18 protein-coding genes are annotated in these 18634 nt (G+C 68.0%); 3 read left to right on the top strand and 15 right to left on the bottom strand.

All coding sequences use genetic code 11. The features are described from left to right. Positions 1-17 precede the first annotated feature (17 nt). From fabG to B0W80_RS20355, 5 genes are all read right to left on the bottom strand, one after another. Positions 18-791: a 3-oxoacyl-ACP reductase FabG gene (fabG, locus tag B0W80_RS20375; protein ID WP_077000982.1), complete on the bottom strand. Its 774-nt coding sequence runs from the start codon at positions 789-791 to the stop codon at positions 18-20. Positions 792-1274: 483 nt separating this feature from the next. Further along, the gene (locus B0W80_RS20370) at positions 1275-1616 is read right to left on the bottom strand and encodes a carboxymuconolactone decarboxylase family protein (RefSeq protein ID WP_218668925.1); all 342 of its coding nucleotides are present in this window, start codon (positions 1614-1616) and stop codon (positions 1275-1277) included. A gap of 70 nt (positions 1617-1686) precedes the next feature. Beyond that, on the bottom strand, positions 1687-2436 hold the full coding sequence (locus tag B0W80_RS20365) for an enoyl-CoA hydratase/isomerase family protein (protein WP_077000981.1): 750 nt from the start codon (positions 2434-2436) through the stop codon (positions 1687-1689). Continuing rightward, the gene (locus B0W80_RS20360) at positions 2433-2999 is read right to left on the bottom strand and encodes a cysteine dioxygenase (protein WP_077000980.1); all 567 of its coding nucleotides are present in this window, start codon (positions 2997-2999) and stop codon (positions 2433-2435) included. The genes B0W80_RS20365 and B0W80_RS20360 overlap by 4 nt, the downstream gene beginning before the upstream one ends. Beyond that, the gene (locus B0W80_RS20355; RefSeq protein ID WP_077000979.1) at positions 2996-4186 is read right to left on the bottom strand and encodes a CaiB/BaiF CoA-transferase family protein; all 1191 of its coding nucleotides are present in this window, start codon (positions 4184-4186) and stop codon (positions 2996-2998) included. Before B0W80_RS20355 ends, B0W80_RS20360 begins: the two co-directional genes overlap by 4 nt. A 56-nt stretch (positions 4187-4242) precedes the next feature. On the opposite strand from B0W80_RS20355, the gene B0W80_RS20350 reads away from it, so the two are divergent. Continuing rightward, a complete protein-coding gene (locus tag B0W80_RS20350) occupies positions 4243-5031 on the top strand; it encodes an IclR family transcriptional regulator (RefSeq protein WP_077000978.1) in 789 nt (262 codons plus the stop codon). Positions 5032-5117: 86 nt separating this feature from the next. Beyond that, positions 5118-6104, top strand: a complete 987-nt coding sequence (locus tag B0W80_RS20345) for an ABC transporter substrate-binding protein (RefSeq protein ID WP_179106983.1) — start codon at positions 5118-5120, stop codon at positions 6102-6104. A gap of 10 nt (positions 6105-6114) precedes the next feature. Here B0W80_RS20345 and B0W80_RS20340 read toward each other — a convergent pair whose 3' ends face one another. From B0W80_RS20340 to B0W80_RS20295, 10 genes are all read right to left on the bottom strand, one after another. Next, entirely contained in the window at positions 6115-8304 is a 2190-nt protein-coding gene (locus B0W80_RS20340) for a hypothetical protein (protein ID WP_077000976.1), read from the bottom strand. A 15-nt stretch (positions 8305-8319) separates the two neighbouring features. Further along, positions 8320-8688: an HPF/RaiA family ribosome-associated protein gene (locus B0W80_RS20335; RefSeq protein WP_077000975.1), complete on the bottom strand. Its 369-nt coding sequence runs from the start codon at positions 8686-8688 to the stop codon at positions 8320-8322. A gap of 134 nt (positions 8689-8822) precedes the next feature. Continuing rightward, entirely contained in the window at positions 8823-10067 is a 1245-nt protein-coding gene (locus B0W80_RS20330) for an NAD(P)/FAD-dependent oxidoreductase (RefSeq protein WP_077000974.1), read from the bottom strand. Between the two features lie 36 nt (positions 10068-10103). Further along, complete coding sequence (locus B0W80_RS20325) at positions 10104-11111, bottom strand: tripartite tricarboxylate transporter substrate binding protein (protein ID WP_083745522.1); 1008 nt, start codon at positions 11109-11111, stop codon at positions 10104-10106. 61 nt (positions 11112-11172) lie between these two features. Continuing rightward, on the bottom strand, positions 11173-11934 hold the full coding sequence (locus B0W80_RS20320) for an SDR family NAD(P)-dependent oxidoreductase (protein WP_077001014.1): 762 nt from the start codon (positions 11932-11934) through the stop codon (positions 11173-11175). A 26-nt stretch (positions 11935-11960) separates the two neighbouring features. After that, on the bottom strand, positions 11961-13628 hold the full coding sequence (locus B0W80_RS20315) for a thiamine pyrophosphate-binding protein (protein ID WP_179106982.1): 1668 nt from the start codon (positions 13626-13628) through the stop codon (positions 11961-11963). Positions 13629-13693: 65 nt separating this feature from the next. Further along, positions 13694-14950 (bottom strand): SRPBCC family protein, encoded by a 1257-nt coding sequence (locus B0W80_RS20310; protein ID WP_077000972.1) that lies wholly within the window; start codon positions 14948-14950, stop codon positions 13694-13696. A 9-nt stretch (positions 14951-14959) separates the two neighbouring features. After that, positions 14960-15460: a nuclear transport factor 2 family protein gene (locus B0W80_RS20305; protein ID WP_179106981.1), complete on the bottom strand. Its 501-nt coding sequence runs from the start codon at positions 15458-15460 to the stop codon at positions 14960-14962. 114 nt (positions 15461-15574) lie between these two features. Then, positions 15575-16468, bottom strand: a complete 894-nt coding sequence (locus B0W80_RS20300; protein WP_083745519.1) for an IclR family transcriptional regulator — start codon at positions 16466-16468, stop codon at positions 15575-15577. Positions 16469-16691: 223 nt separating this feature from the next. Further along, positions 16692-17594 carry an AraC family transcriptional regulator gene (locus B0W80_RS20295; protein WP_143684707.1) on the bottom strand — a complete coding sequence of 301 codons (903 nt, stop codon included), beginning with the start codon at positions 17592-17594 and terminating at the stop codon, positions 16692-16694. 97 nt (positions 17595-17691) lie between these two features. On the opposite strand from B0W80_RS20295, the gene B0W80_RS20290 reads away from it, so the two are divergent. Then, positions 17692-18432, top strand: a complete 741-nt coding sequence (locus B0W80_RS20290) for an SDR family oxidoreductase (protein ID WP_077000969.1) — start codon at positions 17692-17694, stop codon at positions 18430-18432. The last annotated feature ends 202 nt before the right edge of the window (positions 18433-18634 follow it).

Raw genomic sequence — 18634 nt, 5'->3', positions numbered from 1 at the left:
GATGCGTGGGGAGGTGTTCAGCGGAGCGTTTCCGGGCCGCCCTTGACGTAGATGATCTGGCCCGAGACGAAGGAGGCCTCTTCGCTGCACAGGAAGGCGATCACGTTCGCGATGTCGGCGGGCACGCCCACCCGGCCGAGCGGGATGTTCTTGGCACGCTGGGCCTTGTATTCCTCGGGGTCGATGCCGCGGCGCGCGGCCGTGGCCCGGGTCATCTCGGTGTCGATGAAGCCGGGCGCCACCGCGTTCACGTTGATGTTGTAAGGGCCGAGTTCGATGGCCGCGGTGCGCGTGAAGGCCTGCAGCCCGGCCTTGGCAGTCGAGTAGTTGGCCTGGCCCCGGTTGCCCAGCGCGGAGGTGGACGACAGGTTGACGATCTTTCCGAAGCGCCGCTCCACCATGATCTTCTGCACGGCGCGGGTACACAGGAAGGTGCCGCGCAGGTGGACGCCCATGACGGTGTCCCAGTCGGCCAGCGTCATCTTGAAGAGCAGGTTGTCGCGGGTGACGCCCGCGTTGTTGACGAGGATGTCGACGGTGCCCGTGCGCTCGGCCGCGCGGGCGACCAGGTCGTCGACCTGCGCCTCGTTCGACACGTCGCAGCCGACCGCGAGCGCATGGACGCCGAACTTCTTCTCGATGGACGCCGCAGCGCTCCTGGCCGCGTCCGCGGACAGGTCGCACAGGACCACGTTCGCGCCCTCTTCGGCGAAACGCTCCGCCGTCGTCAATCCAATGCCTTGCGCGGCGCCGGTCACCAATGCGACCCGCCCCTCGAAGCGTCTATCCATGCTGCTTGTCTCCATGTGCGGTCGAGGCCACGCGAACGCGCGCTGCCACCGAAGCGACCAATCTAGTTTGCAAGTTGAACTATGTCAATATGTGGCAATCCACTAGATGCTGCCGACCGAGCTGTTCACGGCGCTCTCGGTGCTGGGCTTCGATAGGGTTCTTCATTGGAAGTTCAAAGCTCTACTCGGTGATATTCATTCGATTGTGCGGCACCTGGAAAGGCAGGCATGACCAGAGCGAGTATGGATATCTGATTTCTGAATATCCATATTTTGGAATTCAGAAGCTGCCTCGTTCGCGAAGCTTCGGCGAAGCGCACGGCCGATGCGAACCGCCCGGTCGCGAACGCGTGGGTCGGAAAAAGAGGGGGAAGCAAGCACCCGGCGCGCGCTGACAACGACCCCCGGCGGGTCGGGCGCGCATGGCGGTATCGGCACGACGCGCGCGGGCTCGTGGCCCGCGCAATGAGAGCACGTGAAGGCTCAGGCCGCGTTCTTCAGCTCGGCATACGCTTCCATGGCACGCAGCGAATAGACGTAAGCGGCACCGGCGTTCAACGCGATGGCCACACCCATCGCGTCGGACATCTCGGCTTCGGTCGCGCCGGCCTTGACCGCGGCCGCGGCGTGGGACGAAATGCAGCCATCGCAGCGTGTGGTCACGGCCACTGCCATCGCGATGAGTTCGCGCGTCTTGGCATCGAGCGCGCCGTTCGACCCCTGGGCCGCGGCAACGCCGCGATAGGCCTCGAGCATCTTGGGATTGGTCTCGCCCAGGCGGTTGTAGGAACGCTTGAGCGTGCCCAGCAGATCGGGCCAGTTCATGAAAGCCATCGAGACTCCTTTGAAGGTGTGAAGGTGAAATTGAAAGTGGATGCGCGAAAAGCGATCGCGGTCACGCCGGCCGGCGCGCCGCGGCGGACCGCGCCACATAGGCCGCGATGCGATCGCGCAGGCCCGGGGCGGCGGCCGAACGCACGAGAGATGCCAGATCGTCTGCGTCATGCCGCGCGGCGTCGGGCTCCGACGCCGACTGCAGTGCGAGGCGCACCGGCGCTGGAACGGCGAGCGCATCGGCCACATGCTTCGCGCATTGCTCGGGTACATCGGCCAGTTCGCTCGCGAGTCCCGCGTCGCGGGCCTCGGCCGCCGACACGGCGCAGGCGCTTTCGACCCAACGCAACGCCATCGGCACGCCGACCAATGCCGCCAGCCGGCGCGTGCCGAGCACGAGGCCGAAGCCGCGTGCACCCGGGAACGCGAAGCTTGCATCGGCGCCTGCCAGCCGCAGCCGGCAGGCGGCGAACAGATCGGCGCCCGCACCCATGGCGCGGCCGCGCGCCACGGCCACCGTGAGAAAGGGCGCGCGCGCCACGCGTTGAAGCAGCAGTTCGATGCGGACGAAGCGAGCCAGCAACGAATCGTCGGACTCCGTCGCCAGGCTCGAGAGGTCGAAGCCGGTGCAGAAGTGGCGCCCTCGCCCTTCGAGGATCAACGCCTGCACGTCCTCGCGGCTTGCGCGCTCGAAGACCTCGTCGAGCTCGCGCACCAGGCGGTTCGACAGGGCGTTGCCCTGCTGCGGCCGATCGAGCACGACGCGCCAGCTTCGTCCTTCGACGACCAGCGTGGATTCGGCCGCACTCATGGGCGCGCGCCAGCCGCGACGCCGCTGTATCCCGATACGAATTCCTTGGCGACGCCGGTCACCGGATCGAACACGTGCCGGCGCACCTGGCCGATGTCGGCGCCGTAGGCGTGGATGCTGATCGACACCTTGTCGTCGAAGGCATTGCAGACCTGGTGGATGTCGCCGATCGCCGGCGACACGGCGACCACGTCGCCGGGCTGCAGGCGCTCGATCTGGCCTTCGGGTGTCATGCCATCGGCCGACTTCGCGAAACCCTGCGACAGCTCGCTGCCGCGCAGCATGCCGATCACGCCCCACACCGTGTGGTCGTGGATCGGCGTCTTCTGGCCGGGGCCCCAGACGAAACTCACGACCGAGAAGCGCGCGGCCGGGTCCTTGTGCAGCAGGAACTGCTGGTAATGAACGGGATGCGGCTGCGCTGCTGCCTCGGGCAGCCAGTCGTCGTCCGCGACGAGTTCACTCATCGCGCTGCGCACGGCAGCCAGCACCGTCGCTTCATCGGCACCGTCGCCGAGCGCGGCCTCGACGCGGCCGACGAAATGCGCGAGCTTCGCGGTCATGCGCGCCCCTCCGGCGCGTACTGCGCAGCGATCTCTTCCGTGTGCTCGCCCAGGTGCGGCGGGCCGCGATGCACCGGCGAGCCCTGGCCGTCGAAGCGCAAGGGCGATCCGAAGGTGCGCGTGCGCACGCCGTTGGGCAGCACCAGTTCCTGCACCCATTGCATCGCATGCACCTGTGGATCGTCGAGCGCCTGCTCGTAGCTGTTGATGCCCGAATGCGGCACACCCGCCTCGGCGAAGACCGACAGCCAGTGCGCGACCGGGCGCGTGCGGAACACCTCTTCCAGGATCGGTTTCAGCGCCTCCTGGTTCGTGGCCCGCAGGAGCGTGCTCTTGAAGCGCGCATCGTCGGCCAGGCGCGGCAGGCCCACCACCTCCAGCACGCGCAGCCACAGCTGCTGGTTGCCGGCCGCGATGGCGAAGTAGCCGTCGGCCGCCTCGAAGGCGCGGTACGGTGCGTTGCGAGGATGCGCCGAGCCCAGGCGGCGCGGATTACGCCCGGTGCCGAAGAACTCGCTGGTCTGCAGCGCCGCGATGGCGAGGGTGCATCCGAACATCGGCACGTCGATGTGAACGCCGCCGGCGCCGCTGCGCACGGCAGCCAGCGCGGCCGCGATGGCGTAGGCACCGTAGAGGCCCGAGGCGAAGTCGGCCACGGGCACGCCGCACTTGACGGGCGCGCCGCCCTCCTCGCCCGTGACGCTCATCACGCCGCTGGCGGCCTGGATGGTCAGGTCGAAGCCACCTTCCTTGGCGCGCGGGCCGGACTGGCCGAAGGCCGAGATGGAGCAGTACACCAGCTTCGGATGCTGCGCCTCGAGCTGCGCGTAGCCCAGGCCGAGACGGTCCATCACGCCGGGCCGGTTGTTCTCGACCAGCACGTCGGCATCGAGCACGAGCTTGCGGGCCAGTGCCACGCCGGCCGGGTCCTTGAGGTCGAGCGCGACCGAGCGCTTGTTGCGGTTGACCGAGGCGAAGTTCTCGCTGAAGCCTTCGGTGATCGGCGGCCACTGGCGCAAGCCGTCGCCGTCGGGCGGCTCCACCTTCACCACGTCGGCGCCCATGTCGCCGAGCAGCATCGCGCAGAACGGCCCTGCGGCCGTCGAACAAAACTCGACGACGCGAACGCCGGCCAGCGGGCGGTGGGCGAAGTGCGGCACTGCCGCCTGATCAACTTCATCGGTCATGGAGACGAACGATAAGAAGTTCCACAAAGCGCCGCAAAGGTTCTACATTTCGGAACATGAACAACACGCTCCTGAAAGGCCTGGCGGTGCTTGAGCTGCTGTCGCGCAGCGACCGGCCGCTGAACCTCACGCAGATCGGCCGCGAGCTCGGGATGGTCAAGAGCAACGTCCACCGCCTCATGCTCGCGCTGGTCGAAACGCACTTCGTGCTGCGCGACGAAGACAGCGGCCACTACACGGCCTCGATCAAGCTGTGGGAACTGGGGTCGGCGGTGCTGGGCAAGCTCGACCTGCGGCGCCACGCGGAGCGACAGATGGAGGCGCTGATGAGCGCCACCGCCGAAAGCGTGCACCTGTCGGTGCTCGACGGCTCCGAGGTGGTCTACGTCCACAAGGTCGACAGCCCCAATCCCGTGCGGGCCTACACCCAGATCGGCGGCCGCGCGCCGGCCTACTGCGTGGCGACCGGCAAGGCCCAGCTCGCGTTCAGCGGCGGCGGCCTGCTGCAGGAGATCGCGGGCCGGCTGCGCCGCCACACCGATCACACCATCACCGACCCCGACGCCTTCCTGCGCGAGTTGCGCAAGGTGCGCGAGCAGGGCTGGGCCGTGAACCGTGCCGAGTGGCGCGACAACGTCTGGGGCGTGGCCGCGCCCATCAAGGATGCGCGAGGCTCGGTGATCGCCGCGCTCGGCGTGTCCGGGCCGTCGGAGCGCTTTCGCAAGACCAAGCTGCAGTCGCTCGGCGAGGCCGTCGTTGCTGCGGCGAACGACGTCGCGTATGCGCTCGGTGGCCGCCGGCCGGCGGCCTCGGCGCTGGCCCGCGTGCGGCTCAACGCCGACTGACGACGATGTCGCAACGGTTCAAGACCCCTGGATCGGCGCGGCCCACAATGCGCTTTGCACTACGATCCGGCCACCAGGAGGTGCCGATGCGCAGCAGGTTCTTTCGGTTGTTTCTCAGCTCGGTGTTGCTCTCGGCGGCCATGCCCGCGCCGGCGCAGCAGCACGCCGGCAAGGTGCCGCGCATCGGCTACCTTGCAGCCGTCACCGCCGCGGCCGACGCCCCGCGCCTGGAAGCCTTCAAGAAGGGGCTTCACGACCTGGGCTACGTCGAAGGGCAGAGCATCCAGATCGACTACCGTCACGAAAGCCAGGACTTGACCCGCCTGCAAACCCACGCCGCCGACCTGATCGCGCTGCAGATCGACGTGCTCGTGGCCGTCACCTCGAACGCGGCGCAGGCTGCGAAGAAGACGACGTCGAGCGTGCCGATCGTCTTCATGGGCGTCACCGATCCCATCAGCACCGGGCTGGCGCAGAGCCTCGCGCGGCCCGGCAGCAACGCGACCGGGGTCACCAACGTGGCGGCCATCCTCACCGGCAAGCGGCTCGAGATCCTCAAGGAGACCAATCCCAAGCTGGTGAAGGTGGCCGTGCTGTGGGACCCGAAGGCGCCCGGCTCCATCCCGCAGTGGGAGGCCAGCCAGCAGCCGGCGAAGCAACTGGGCCTGGAGCTGTACTCGATGGAGGCGAGCAGCGCCGCGGCCTACTCGGCCGCGTTCAAGGCGGCCGTGAAGGCGGGCAACCATGCCGTGTGGGTCACGCTGAACCCCATCGCCAACTCGAACCAGAAGCTGATCGCCGAGCTGGCGATCGAAAACCGGCTGCCGACCATCTGCGCGCGCAGCGACTACGCCGAGAACGGCTGCCTCATGGCCTACGGCCCCGGCTACGGTACCGAGGGCAAGGACGGGGCACGCTACGTCGACCGCATCCTGAAGGGCGCCCGGCCCGCCGACCTGCCGATCGAGCAGCCGACGAGCTTCGAGTTGCTGGTCAATCTGGACACATCCAAGCGGCTCGGCTATCCGATCCCGCGGTCGTTGTTGACCCGAGCCGACAAGGTGGTCCAGTAGGCTGGGCCGTTCAACTGCCCTGCATCGTCGGCGGCGTGTGCTGCAGCCGCGGCGGCAGCCGCTCGTCGAGCAGGTCGAGCTGCCATGCCAGCACTGCGGCCACTGCAACCAGCACCAGTGCGGCGAGCGCGCCCGCCATGCCGCGGCGTTCGGCGTAGGGGTCGCGCAGCACGCGCAAGGCCTGCCGCGGTATCTGCGCCGTCTTCGACAGCGAGGCACCGAGCCGCACGTTGACCTTCATGCGGCCATTGATGGCCCAGCCGCTGGCGTCGAGGATCGGCCCCAGGCTGCGCTGGCGCAGCTTGAGCCAGGCGATCAGCATGCTGGGGCCGGAGATGGCGATGACCATGCCCGCGATCGCGAACGGAATCCATTGCCCCAGGTCGATGAACTTGCTGAACAGCGCGACCAGCACGGCGCTGATGCTCCCCATGGCCACACCGATCGCCGCCACCGTGCCCACGTCGACACGGCTGCCGGGCAGGCGCGCGGTGGCGGCGGGCGCGACGCCCGGCGCGGGCGCCTTGTCGGCGGTCGCGAGCGTGCTGGCCAGCGTGCCGAGCGAACCAGTGGCGTTGGCCTCGCTGGCGGCTGCGCGCTTGGCGACCTGCTCCTCGATCATGCGAACGAACTTCTTGTAGGGCGAGAAAAAAGCCTGCGCGACGCTGGTCGCGTTCTCGATCAGGCGCGAGATGGTCGCATCCCAGTCGCGGCCCTGGCGGTCGTAGAACACGCCGTTGCGGCCCGCGAAGAGGAAGTCGACGTCACCCGCGGTGAAGGCGGCGACGATGTTCATCTTCTCGCTGCCGCGTCGGCACTCGCAGTAGGCCAGGCAGGTCTTCGCCAGGCCCGCGAGCACCGCGTGCTGCTTGACGTCTTCCACGCGCACCGTCAGGTCGCAGCTGCGGCTGTCGAGGTAGAGCGTGCCGGCCTGGAAGATCGCGCCCTCGCGGCGGTAGAAGGCCTTGAATGAAACGAAGTTCTCCAGCAGCCGGCGCAAGTCGCGTTTGAAGCGAAGCAGCTTCTCCAGGTCGCGCAGCCGCGCGTTGTGCGGCTCGGCCTGCTCGTCCTCGTCGATCAGCGCCATCAGCGCGGGTTGCGTCGCCAATAGCGCGTCGATGGTCGCGGCGTCCAGCTTCGACAGCGCCGACACGGGCTTCGCCGCGAGCCAGGCTTGGCACGACGCGACGCGATGCTGCAATTCCTTCCAGGCGTCTTCGTCGATCTGGCCCGCGTCCTCGTCCACCATGCCGAGCAGCGGCGTGACCGCCTTGTCGCGCAAGCGCGCCAGGGGACCGGCCCAGGCCGGGTTCATGCCGCTGCGCAGCGGCAACGTACGGCCCGGCGCGATGGGCGCCAGCGGCAGCGCCGCGATGCGCTGGTTGTCGATCGTGAGTTCGAGCGCGGCCAGCGTTTCGTAGGTTTCGGGCGACGCATTGAGCGCGGGTACGGCCTGCATGTCGTAGGCGGCCAGGCGGCAGCGGGCGAAGAAGTCCTCGACCTTCTCGCGCACGGCATTCACGGCCTCGGCGGCTTCCAGCATGTGTCCGCCCGCGCAGGCCGTGCTGCCTTCCCCGGCTTGCCACGCGCGCATGGCTTCGGCTTCCGCGAAGAAGGCCTTGGCGCGCACGCGGTCGATGCCGTCGTGGCCGTTGCGGTCTTTCACGATGCCGTGCGAGTCGGCGATGTGCCTCAGCGTGCGGCGTACGGCGTCGTCATGGGTGGTCTCGGGCGTGACGACGCCGTCGCCGTTGAAGCGCATGGCGGCGAGCATGTCGCTGCGCCGGGTGACGTCGGCCAATGCGATGGCGCTGGCCTCGGTCTTGTCGAGCAGGCACAGCACGCGGCGCGCTTCTTCGGCCAGCGAGATGCCATCGCCACCGGCTTCGCTGCCTGTCTCGGGCAGCGCATCGATGGCGATGCTGTCGCCGCCCTCGATCAGCAGGTCGGGCTCGCGCAGCTGCGCGCAGGCCCACTCGCAGGCCGCGATCAGCTCCGGCGGGCGAATGCGCCCATCGTGGTCGGTGTCGATCAGGTCGAGCGTGCGGCTGTCGAATTCGATGCCACGCGTCGGGCAGGCCAGCGCGACCCAGAGCTTCTGGTCTAGCTGGCCGATGTGCGCGATGTCGGCGCCGTTCCGGATCAGGACCTGGTCGACACCGCCGGCACGGAAGAACTTGAATTCGTGCGACTCATGCATTCGTGGATGCGGCCCTCATTCCGCCTCTTCCACCAACGCGTCGCCGTCCTTGCGAATCGTCACGCGATCGCGGCGCCGCTCCTGCCGGCCGAGCATGCTGTCGAGCGCGCGCTTGAGCTTGTCGCTGGCACCGCGAAAGGCCTCGTCGATGGTCGGTGCATGCTGCGTCACGGCCACCGGCGGATGCCCCGTCACGCGGGCTTCCATCGCGCAGCGCTTGTCCTTGCTGCCGCCCTTGTCGTGGTTCTCGTCGCTCAGGTGAACCTCCACCCGTGTCACGTCGCCGGCGAAGCGGTCGAACGACTGCCTGATCTGCTCGTCGGCCCAGCGGTCCAGGCTTTCCTTGTTCTCGACGCCATTGCTGGTGTTGAGTTGTATCTCCATGTGAGGGTCCTTTCGGCTTGTCGGTGACGATGCCCCGAAGTCTTGGCGCCGGGCCGCGTTCGTCACGTAGGCATATGGAGCATGCGCCCGAAGGAAATGGGCAAAAGGGCAAAAGGCAAAGAGGCGGAAAGAATTCAGCCGACCATGCGGGCCAGCTGGTCGAGCGCGGTGCCAGGGTCTTGCAAGCGCCGTCCATCGACGCGCGCTCGAACCCCGATCAACTGCTTGAGGTGCCGCATCTGCCGGCCTTGGTTGAAGGTGGCGCCGCCCACCAGCACGCCATCCTGCAGATAGAAGACGACTGCAGGCTTGCCGTCCGGCGCGTGGCGCCAGTGAACCTCGTCCCAACCCATGGGCGCACCGGCCGACTGGAAGTTGAGCCCGAACTGGTCGGTCCAGAACCACGGCACCTCGGAATGAGATTGCGCGCCACCGGCCATCACGCGGGCCACCGCGATGGCCTGGTTCTGCGCGTTCTGCCAAGTCTCCAAGCGCAGGTGACGGCCCAACAACGGATTGAAGTGCGCCGTGACGTCGCCCGCCGCGAAGATCGCGGGGTCGCTGGTGCGGCCGAACTCGTCGGTGCGGATTCCGTTGTCGACACGCAGGCCGGCGTTGGCTGCGAGTTCGTCGTTGGGCACGGCGCCGATGGCGGCAACGATGGCATCGGCTTCCCATCGACGGCCGTCCGCGCTCGTGGCGACCAGGCGCTGCGCATCGCGCAGCTTGTCGATCCGCGTGAGCAGGGTGCCGGCGTGGACTTCGGTTCCGAAGGAGGCATGCAGCTGCTCGAACATGCGCCCCACCTCGGGCGGCGTCACACGGCCCAGCGCGTGCGGCCCCGCCTCCAGCACGGCCACCTCGCAGCCGCGCGCGCGAGCGACGGCTGCCACCTCCAGGCCGATCAAGCCGGCGCCGACGACCAGCAGGCGCGCACCGGGCCGCAGGCGTTCGCGCAGCGCGAGCGCGTCCGCGACGGTGCGCACCGCATGCACGCCGGGGAGGTTCGCACCGGCCACCGTCAAGGGTCGGGCGCGGGCGCCGGTGGTCAGCAGCAGTCGGTCGTAGGCGATGGCGCGCCCGTCGCGCAGCAGCACCCGGCGCGCGGGGCGGTCGATGGCTTCGGCACGCGTGCCGAGCACGAGTTCGACGCCCTGCTCGGCGTACCAGTCGCGGGGGCGCACGAGCAGGCTGTCGAACTCGACCTCGCCGTTCAGGAGCTGCTTCGACAACGCGGGCCGTTCGTAAGGCGGCTGCTTCTCGTCGCCGACCAGCGCGATGCGGCCCGCAAAGCCGGCGCCGCGCAGCGCCTCGATGGCGCGGCCGGCTGCATGGCCGCCGCCGACCACGACGATGGAAGATGAGTTCTCCGCCTGCATGCTGTGGTTGATCGTTCAGTGAACGATGCGATGGTGCTACTCGACCTTGACGTTGGCAGTGCGAACCACCTGGCCCCACCGCTGCGTCTCGCTCTGCATGAAGGCCGCGAAGTGCTCGGGCCCGAGCGGGGGCACCACGGACGCCATGTCGTTCTTCACGATGTTCTGGATCTCGGGCAGCTGCATCACCGCGGTGAACTCCTTGACGATCTTCGCGACCACGGCCGGCGGCGTGCCGCGCGGAACCAGCACGCCGATCCATCCGTTGGCCTCGAAGCCCGGCACCCCGGCTTCCGACGCGGTGGGCACGTCCGGCAGCAGCGGCGAGCGCTCGGCGCCCGTCACCGCCAGCGCCCGCACCTTGCCGCCCTTCACCAGCGGCAGGCCGGCCGAGATGGGCGTGATGCCCACCGGCACGACGCCGGCCATCACGTCGGTCAGCCCCGGCGGCTCGCCGCGGTAGGCCACGTGCGTGAGCTTGATGCCCGCGGCCTGCGCGAGCATCTGTCCCGTGAGGTGCAGCGACGTGCCGACGCCGTTGCCGGCATAGGCGACTGGCCGGCTCTTGGCGCGCGCGATCAGGTCCTGCAGCGAACTCGGCCCGCTCTCGAGGTTGGCGATGACGAGGTTGGGGTAGCTCATCACCAGCGAGATGGGCGTGAAGTCCTTCTGCGGGTCGAAGGACAGGTTGCCGTACAGCGTCGAGTTGACGGCCATCGGGCCCGTGTTGCCGACGATCCAGGTGTAGCCGTCGGGCGGCGACTTGGCGACGAAGTCGGTGCCGATGTTGCCGCCCGCGCCGGTCTTGTTGTCGATGACGACCGGCTGGCCGAAGCGCTCGCCGAGCTTCTGCGCGACCACGCGGACGATGCCGTCGGAGGCGCCGCCGGCCGCGTAGGGGTTGACCCATTTGATCGGGCGCGACGGCCAGCCGGCCTCGGCGAAAGCGCTGCCGCCGCGGGCCGCGAGCACGGCCCCGCCGACGGTGACGGCCAGGGTGGCCAGTGCGTCTCGGCGTGTCATCGGTGTGTCGTGGGCTTGCATGCTTGTCTCCTTTTTGGAATCGCGGCTCTCGTGGCGGACGCCGTGCTTTCGCACTCGCGCGCTACCCGGCCCGGCACAATCGCCCGCCGTCCACCACGAGCAACTGCCCCGTCACGTACGACGACAGGGGCGAACACAGGTAGAGCGCAGCGCCCAGCACGTCTTCGGGCGTTCCCACGCGGCCGAGCGGCAGGCCGGCGGCGACGGCCCGCAGTCGCTCGGGCGAATCGAGCGTCGCGCGGTTGAAGTCGGTCAGGATGGTGCCGGGCGCGAGGCCGTTGACGCGAATGCCCATCGGCGCCAATTCGACCGCCGCCGACACGGTGAGCTGGCGGATGCCGCCCTTGGTCACGTCGTAGGCGATCTCGGGCACGCGCGACGCCACGAAAGCCGAGGTCGACGAGAAGGTGACGATCGATCCCTTGCGCTGCGGCACCATGTGGCGCGCCGCCTCCTGCACGGTGAAGAAGGTGCCCTTGAGGTTGACCCGCGCCAACGCGTCCCAGTCCTCCTCTTCATGGTCGAGGAAAGGCTTGACCTTGAGGATGGCGGCGGCGCACACCACGATGTCGACGGTCTCGCGTAGTCCACGGAAGAAGGCGCGCACCGCAGTGATGTCTGCGATGTCCAGCAACTGGGCGCGTCCGCTGCCGCCGGCGCGGACGATGGCATCGGCCGTGTCGTGGCAGGCCTCTGCGCGCACGTCGGTGGCGATGACAGCCGCGCCCCGCGCGCCGAGCGCCAGCGCGACCTCGCGGCCCATGCCGCGGCCGGCACCGGTCACCACCGCCGCCATGCCGCGGAAGTCGAAGTCGTTGATCATCGTCGTGCGTCCTTCGATGAAGCGCATCAGCCGCGCAGCGCCGCGAGCTGCGCCGCGTAGGCATGCGGATCGACCACGGCATCGATGACCACCGGCCCGTCGTGCGCGAAGGCCCGCCGCACCGTCGGCGCCAGGTCTTCCGGCCGCTCCACGCGCAGGCCCAGGCAGCCGAAGCCCCCGGCCACCTTCGCGAAATCGGCAGGCGAGAAGTCGAGACCCTTGCGCGCGAAACCACGCTGCTGCTGCTTGACCTCGATCAGCGTGAGGCTCTGGTCGTTGAACACCACCACCACCAGCTTGCAGCCGTACTGCACGGCGGTGCCCAGTTCGCCGGGGCACATCATCAGGCCGCCGTCGCCCGTGAAGGCGATCACGGGCTTGTCGGGCTGCGCGAGCGCGGATCCGATGGCCGCCGGCAGCGCGAAGGCCATGGTCGCGAGCCCGCGCGAGATCAGCGCCTGGCGCGGCTCGGTCGCGTGCCACGCATGCAGCACGGGCAGCATGTGTGCACCGGCATCGAGCGCGATGCGCGCGTCGCGCGGCGCCGCGTCGATGACCGCGTCGACCACCGCCTGTGGCGTGATCGGGCCGTCGCCCTGGTCGGCACGGGCCCGCCGCTTGATCTCGGCGCGCGCCTCGGACAGCGTCGATTCGCGCCACTCGCTGCGGCTGACGACGCCCGCCACGGCATCCGCGAAGCCCGCGAGCGGCCCGGTCATGCTCACCTCGGGCTTCACCATGTTGCGCTCGAACTCGTGGGTGGTGAATTCGACGACGGGGCCATCGAACAGCCAGGTGTGCGCCGGGAACTCGATGGCATCGAGCCCGTAGAGCACGACCAGGTCGGCCTGCGACAGCAGGATCGAGTCCGTCTTGCCGCCGGTGTAGCAACCCACCGCGTGCGGGTCGTCCGCGGAGACCGTGCCCAGGGCCTTGTAGCTCTCGAGCACCGGGCAGTTCCAGGCCTTCGCCAGGCCGCGCAATGCCGCGGAGGCGGACGCATCGCAGGCTTGCAGGCCCGCGACGATGACGGGCCGGCGTGCGCCTGCAAGCAATGTCTTCGCCTGCGGCGGCAGTTCGACACGCACCGGCGGACGCGGGGCAGTGCGCGCGGCGCCTGTCGCCTTCATCGGCGGGACCCGGCGCCGGATCTCGCCGCCCCGCATCTCGATGTAGACCGGACCGGGCGGCTCGGCGACCGACAGTTCCAGCAAGGCATCGATGTCGCCGCCCGGATCATCGCCCGACAGGCCGCAGTGCCCTTTCGACAGAGGAGCGACCATCGCATGCTGGTCGTAGCGCTGGTGCGCAACGTGGTCCATGCGCGGGCTGTCGTAGCCGTCGGCCAGCACGAGCAGCGGCGCGCGGTCGAGCGCCGCGTAGGCCACGCCGTTCATGGCATGCGCGATGCCCGGCCCGCGCGTCACCATGATCACGCCCGGCGCGCCCGTGAGTTCACCGGTCACGCAGGCCATCATGCCGGCGGCCGATTCGGTGCGGGCCAGGACGAACTCGATGCCGACCTTGGCACAGGCCGCGATCAGGTCGAGGCTGCAGTCGCCACCGGGCACGCCGAAGACGTGCTTGACGCCACGCGCGGCGAGGCGTTGGGCGAGGACGTCGATGACGAGCGTGGGCGTATCGGCGGCAGTCGTCGTCCCGGAAGATTCGATGGATTCTGTTAGCGATAACATGATTGGTCGCACTGAAACGTTGAAATGAAGGATGTCCGCCATGGCGCCAATGGGCGCCGGCGGGCTCAGAGGCCCATTTCCTTTCTGTAGAAATCGTAGAAAGCGCGCAGGCCGACCTCGGTGGCCATCGAGTACTGGGTCTTGACGTCGGTGCCGCCCATCTCGACAAAGGCCACCGAATCGCGATAGCCCTCCACGTTGGCCTGCAGCGGCTTAAGCAATTCGCTGTCTTCCAGCGACACCAGGCCGCCGGGGCCGACCAGGTTGGCCTGCTTGAGGCGCAGGCGCCGCAGGCTTTCGTCGTCGTCCACGTAGCCGAAGTAGGTCCAGCTGAGCTCGAGCTTGTCCACGCCGCGCGGGATGATGTTGCGGATGGCCAGCACGTTGGCATGCTGCTGGATGAAGGCGCTCGGGAAGATCTGCAGCGCCGTGTTCTGCCGATCGCCGAATTCGTCGCGGTGGCCCACGATCTCGGTGTCGCGCAAGGTCAGGCCGTGGCTGAAGCGCTTCATCTGGCTGGTTTCGGAGGTCACCTTCTTGCCGGCCGAGATCGCGTAGTTCGACGAATGCCGGCCACCTTGCACCGGCGAAGTCAGATGCTCGTTGTCGGCGCGGTAGAGGCCGAAGGTGATGAAGAAGGTGTGCAGCAGTGTCGCGTGATACGGGTCGCGGCTGTTTTCGAGGTAGAGCTTCCAGTTCGACGGGATGAGCTGCTTGCTGTAGCCGACGATGCGCAGCGGGCTCCTGCCGAAGATGCGGTCGAAGCGCGCGATCAGTTCGGCGCCGCAGTAGTCCTCGAACGCGGGCACCGTGTCGCTGAAGGTGGCCCAGATCGAGCCACCGCGCACCGCCACGCGCAGCTTGCGCAGGCCGTGGTCCTTCGGGTCGAAGTCACGCGGCATGCCGCCTTCGCCGTGCACGCCGCGGCGCAGCGGCACGCCCAGCAGGTCGCCCTTGAGCGAGTAGCTCCACTGGTGGTACGGGCAGGTCAGCTCGGTCACCTGGCCCTGGTTCTTCCAGCAGATGGCGGAGCTGCGGTGGGCGCAGCGGTTCTCCACCACGTTGATGCCCTCCTCGTCGCGCAGCACGATGACCTGCCGCTCGCCGATCCAGGCGCGCTTGAAGCTGCCGACCTCGGGCAGCTCGCAAGCGAGGCCGACGTAGGACCAGGCGTTGCCGCCGAAGAGATGGTCGAGTTCCTTGCGGTAGATGTCCTCGTCGGAATAGATCCAGGCCGGCACGCGCGTGAAGCCTTCCTTGGGCCATGAGCGGTTGCTGCGAAGTCGGCTTTGATCGATGGCTTGTTCGATGACGTGTTCCATGGCGGTGCCTCAGACGGGATAGACCAGCGACGTGCGGATGCGGTAGTTGTCGTACACGCAGATGCGCTTGCGAAACTTCAGTTGGTTCTGCTGCGCCACGATCTCGTCCTCGTAGGTGCCCGCCATGTAGATCTGCGGTTCGTCGTCGGACATCGCTTCGATGACGACGAAGTTGGTTCGCGCACCGAGCGAGCCGTCGGCCAGCGGCCGGATGCGCGGATGCGCGATCAGGTGGCGCAGCGTGCGTGGCTCGTAGACGGTCGAATCCTGCAGGGCATCAGCGCGGTCGCGGATCATCGCCAGGCCATCGCAATAGATGTCGCCATGATCTAGCCTGGCCGCGAAGTTCTCTCGCGAGGTCACGCGGTACACCGCATCGTCGGTGAAGAACGCGTGCCACTTCTGCAGTTCGCCGGTGTCGCAGGCGTCCGCATAGGACTCGAACAGCTCGGCGACCGACAGGTAGATGTCCGGCGCCAAACTGGGCTTGATCCGATTCAATTCGTTCACTGATTTGATTCCACGTACAGGCCGTTGCCGATGCCTTTGACTATAGGAACCGCGCACTCGCCCATCCACCGGGTTGGCCGCCATTCGTTCCAACTGTCGGAACGGTTCGGGCGCTCAGCAAGCGCTGTCCAGCCCTGTGCGCCGATCGAAGCTTTCGAACCAGATCTCGGGATAGCCGCGGGACATCACGCAGTCGACTTCGCGGCGGATGAGCATGGCCGCTTCCTGCGCCTTCGTCTTGGTGAAGCTGGCCGATTCGTCGATCAGCGCGATCGATGCGAAGGCGACGCCGCCGGGCGAGCGCAAGGCCAGCGCGATCGAGGTGACGCCCGGGATCACATCGCCCATGCTGAAGCCGTAGCCCAGTGCATCGGAGCGGGCCCACATGCGCTTCAACGCTTCGAGTTCGCCTGCGTTGCGCGACCGGAGCACTTCGATGTTGAGGCGTCGTACCCGCTCCTGCTCTGCGGCAGGCAGCCCCAGGAAGATGGCCGTTCCTGCGCTCGATGCGAGCAGCGGCCGGCGGCCACCGACCTCGGTCATCATGCCGCGGCCCGCAGACGGTCCGGTGCGTGCCGCCACCACCGAATGGATGCCGCTGCGAATCGCCAGCATCGCGGCAGCACCGGTCGTGCGGCTCAGGTCGTCCATCGAACTGGCACAGGCCTCCATGAAGCCATGGAAGCCCGGCAGGCCCAGGCTCAGCTCCGCGACCGTGGGCCCGAGAAAGTAGCGATGGTCGGACGCGCGACGACTCACCAGCCCCTCGCATTCGAGCTTGGCCAGCATCCTGTGCGCCGTGGTCTTCTTCAGGCCCGCCTCTTCGGCGAGCTGCGTGAGCGCCCAGCCGTATTGCGTGCGCGTCGCGAGCACCCGCAGCAGCGCCGCGACGCGCTCGATGCCGCGTGTGCCGGGCATGGCGTCGTCACGGGCGGGCTTGGAGGGATGGCGACGAGCAGCCTTCACGCGGGTCGCCACGGTGCCCGCGCCGGCCTGGAACATTGGCATGTCGAATCCTACGGGTAATGATAGCGCTAACCAGAATGAGGTTAGCAGACGGATCGTCGATGTCAAGAAGGCCCACTGCCTGAAGGCGCTCCCGCGGCGCCCTCAAGCCTGCAGCGTGAAGACCCGCCACTCGTCCTGGATGCCCTTGAGCATGCGTGGCTCGCCGCGGAAGAAGCTCAGGCCGGAGCCGACGATTTCACACGGGGAGGCGGCAGCGACAAGCTCACCGCATGCGCGCATACCGCCCGGGCGGCTGCCCCACGTGTCGGCTGAACGCCGTGCTGAACGTGCTGGCGGAACCGTAGCCTACTTTTTCGGCGACCTCGGCGATCGGCAGGTCTTCTCGGCGCAGCAGATTTTTCGCAACGGCCATTCGCCATGCCAACAGGTATTCCATCGGCGGCAGCCCAACGGCGCGACTGAAGCGATCGAAAAAGGCGGAACGCGACAACGCGCTTTTCTGCGCGAGCTGCTCCACCGTCCATGCCCGCGCCGGGTTGCCGTGCATGTGGCGCAGGGCAGCGGCGAGGCGCTTGTCCGACATGCCACGCAGCAGTCCTGGCTCGGCTTGCTTCTCAGGCACGGCCCGCAGCGATTCGATCAACAGCAGTTCGACCAGCCGCGCCAACACCAGGTCGCGCCCCGGGCGGCGCTCCAATGATTCCTCGCGGACGAGTTCGACGAGCATCGGCAGCCTCGGTGCGCCACGCACGTGCACAACGGCGGGCAGCAGCGACACCAGCAGCGAAGTGTCGGGCGACTCGAACTCGAAGTAGCCGCCGAGCATTCGTACGTCCGGCCGCCCGCCGCGCGTGCCGTGCCGGGTTTCGCCAGCAGGCGAACGGGCCGCCGCGCGGGCATCGATGACGACGGGCGTGCCGGGCTCCAGGCTCGTCATGCTGAAGCCGGGTGTGGCGGGCAGCAGCACGAAGTCGCCGGCGGTCAGCATGATCGGCGGCTGGCGGTCGACAGCCAGCAGGCAGCAGCCCTCGAACACGGCGCAAAAGCTCGGTTGCCCGAAATCCGAATAGCGAACGGCCCACCGTCCGGCGCCGCTGATGACCTTCGAGAAGACGGCGCGCGGCTGGAGCAGCCCGATCATCCCGGACAGTGGATCGGTCGACATGCTGGACTTTGGCCAATGAACTGCGGACGAATGATTGTAGATAGTCCGGACGCTCCCCGGTAACGTCCATGTCTTCATTCACCGAACGAAAGACCCCATGAAAACCGCACTGATCACCGGCTGCTCCTCCGGTTACGGCCTGGAGACGGCCCAACGCTTCCATGCCGAGGGGTGGAACGTCGTCGCCACCATGCGCAACCCGCGAGGCGGCCTGTTGCCCGAATCGGAGCGCATGCGGTTGCTGCCGCTCGACGTGACGAAGCCCGACAGCATCGCCGCGGCGCTCGATGCGAGCGGGCCGATCGACGTGCTCGTCAACAATGCGGGCATCGGCCTGCTGGGCGCTTTCGAGGCCACGCCGATGGCCACCACGCGCGAGCTGTTCGAGACCAACACCTTCGGCGTGATGGCGATGACGCAGGCGGTGCTGCCCGAGTTCCGCCGCCGGAAGGCCGGCACCATCGTCAACGTGACCTCGAGCGCGACGCTGGCGCCGATGCCGCTGGTCGCGGTCTACACGGCCAGCAAGACGGCGATCGAAGGCTTCACGGCATCGCTCGCGCACGAGCTGGCGGCGTTCCAGGTCAAGGTGAAGCTGGTCGAGCCGGGATATGCGCCGACGACCCGGTTCACCGCAAACGGTGGCGAACGCATGGAAGGCTTGATTCCTGAGCCCTATGCACCGTTCGCGCAGTCGATCTTCGACGCGCTGAGCAAATCGAACGCCGTGACCACTGAAGCCGATGTTGCGGAAGCGGTGTGGCAGGCCGCGAACGACAGCTCGGGGCAACTGCGATTTCCTGCAGGGGCGGATGCGGTTGCGCTGGCTTCGCGGTGATCGTCGTGACGACGTGCGGCACTGACCTGTTGCCTCAAAGGCTATCTCAGCTCCAAGTTCGATTGCGTCCGCCAATGACATCGTGAGAACTTTTTTCCAGACTGGTGTGCAGTGGGGGTTCGTTCCTATGATCCGCGCCCACCGATGAACTGAACTTCATCGGATTGCGCCGCCGCCAGCCAGATCTTGCGGCAAGAAGATC

Origin of the sequence: Variovorax sp. KK3 (assembly GCF_001984055.1) — a bacterium.
In the GTDB taxonomy this organism is placed as follows: domain Bacteria; phylum Pseudomonadota; class Gammaproteobacteria; order Burkholderiales; family Burkholderiaceae_C; genus Variovorax.
Note: the sequence above shows the minus strand (reverse complement) of the source record. Positions and strands in the feature narration are given on the sequence as shown.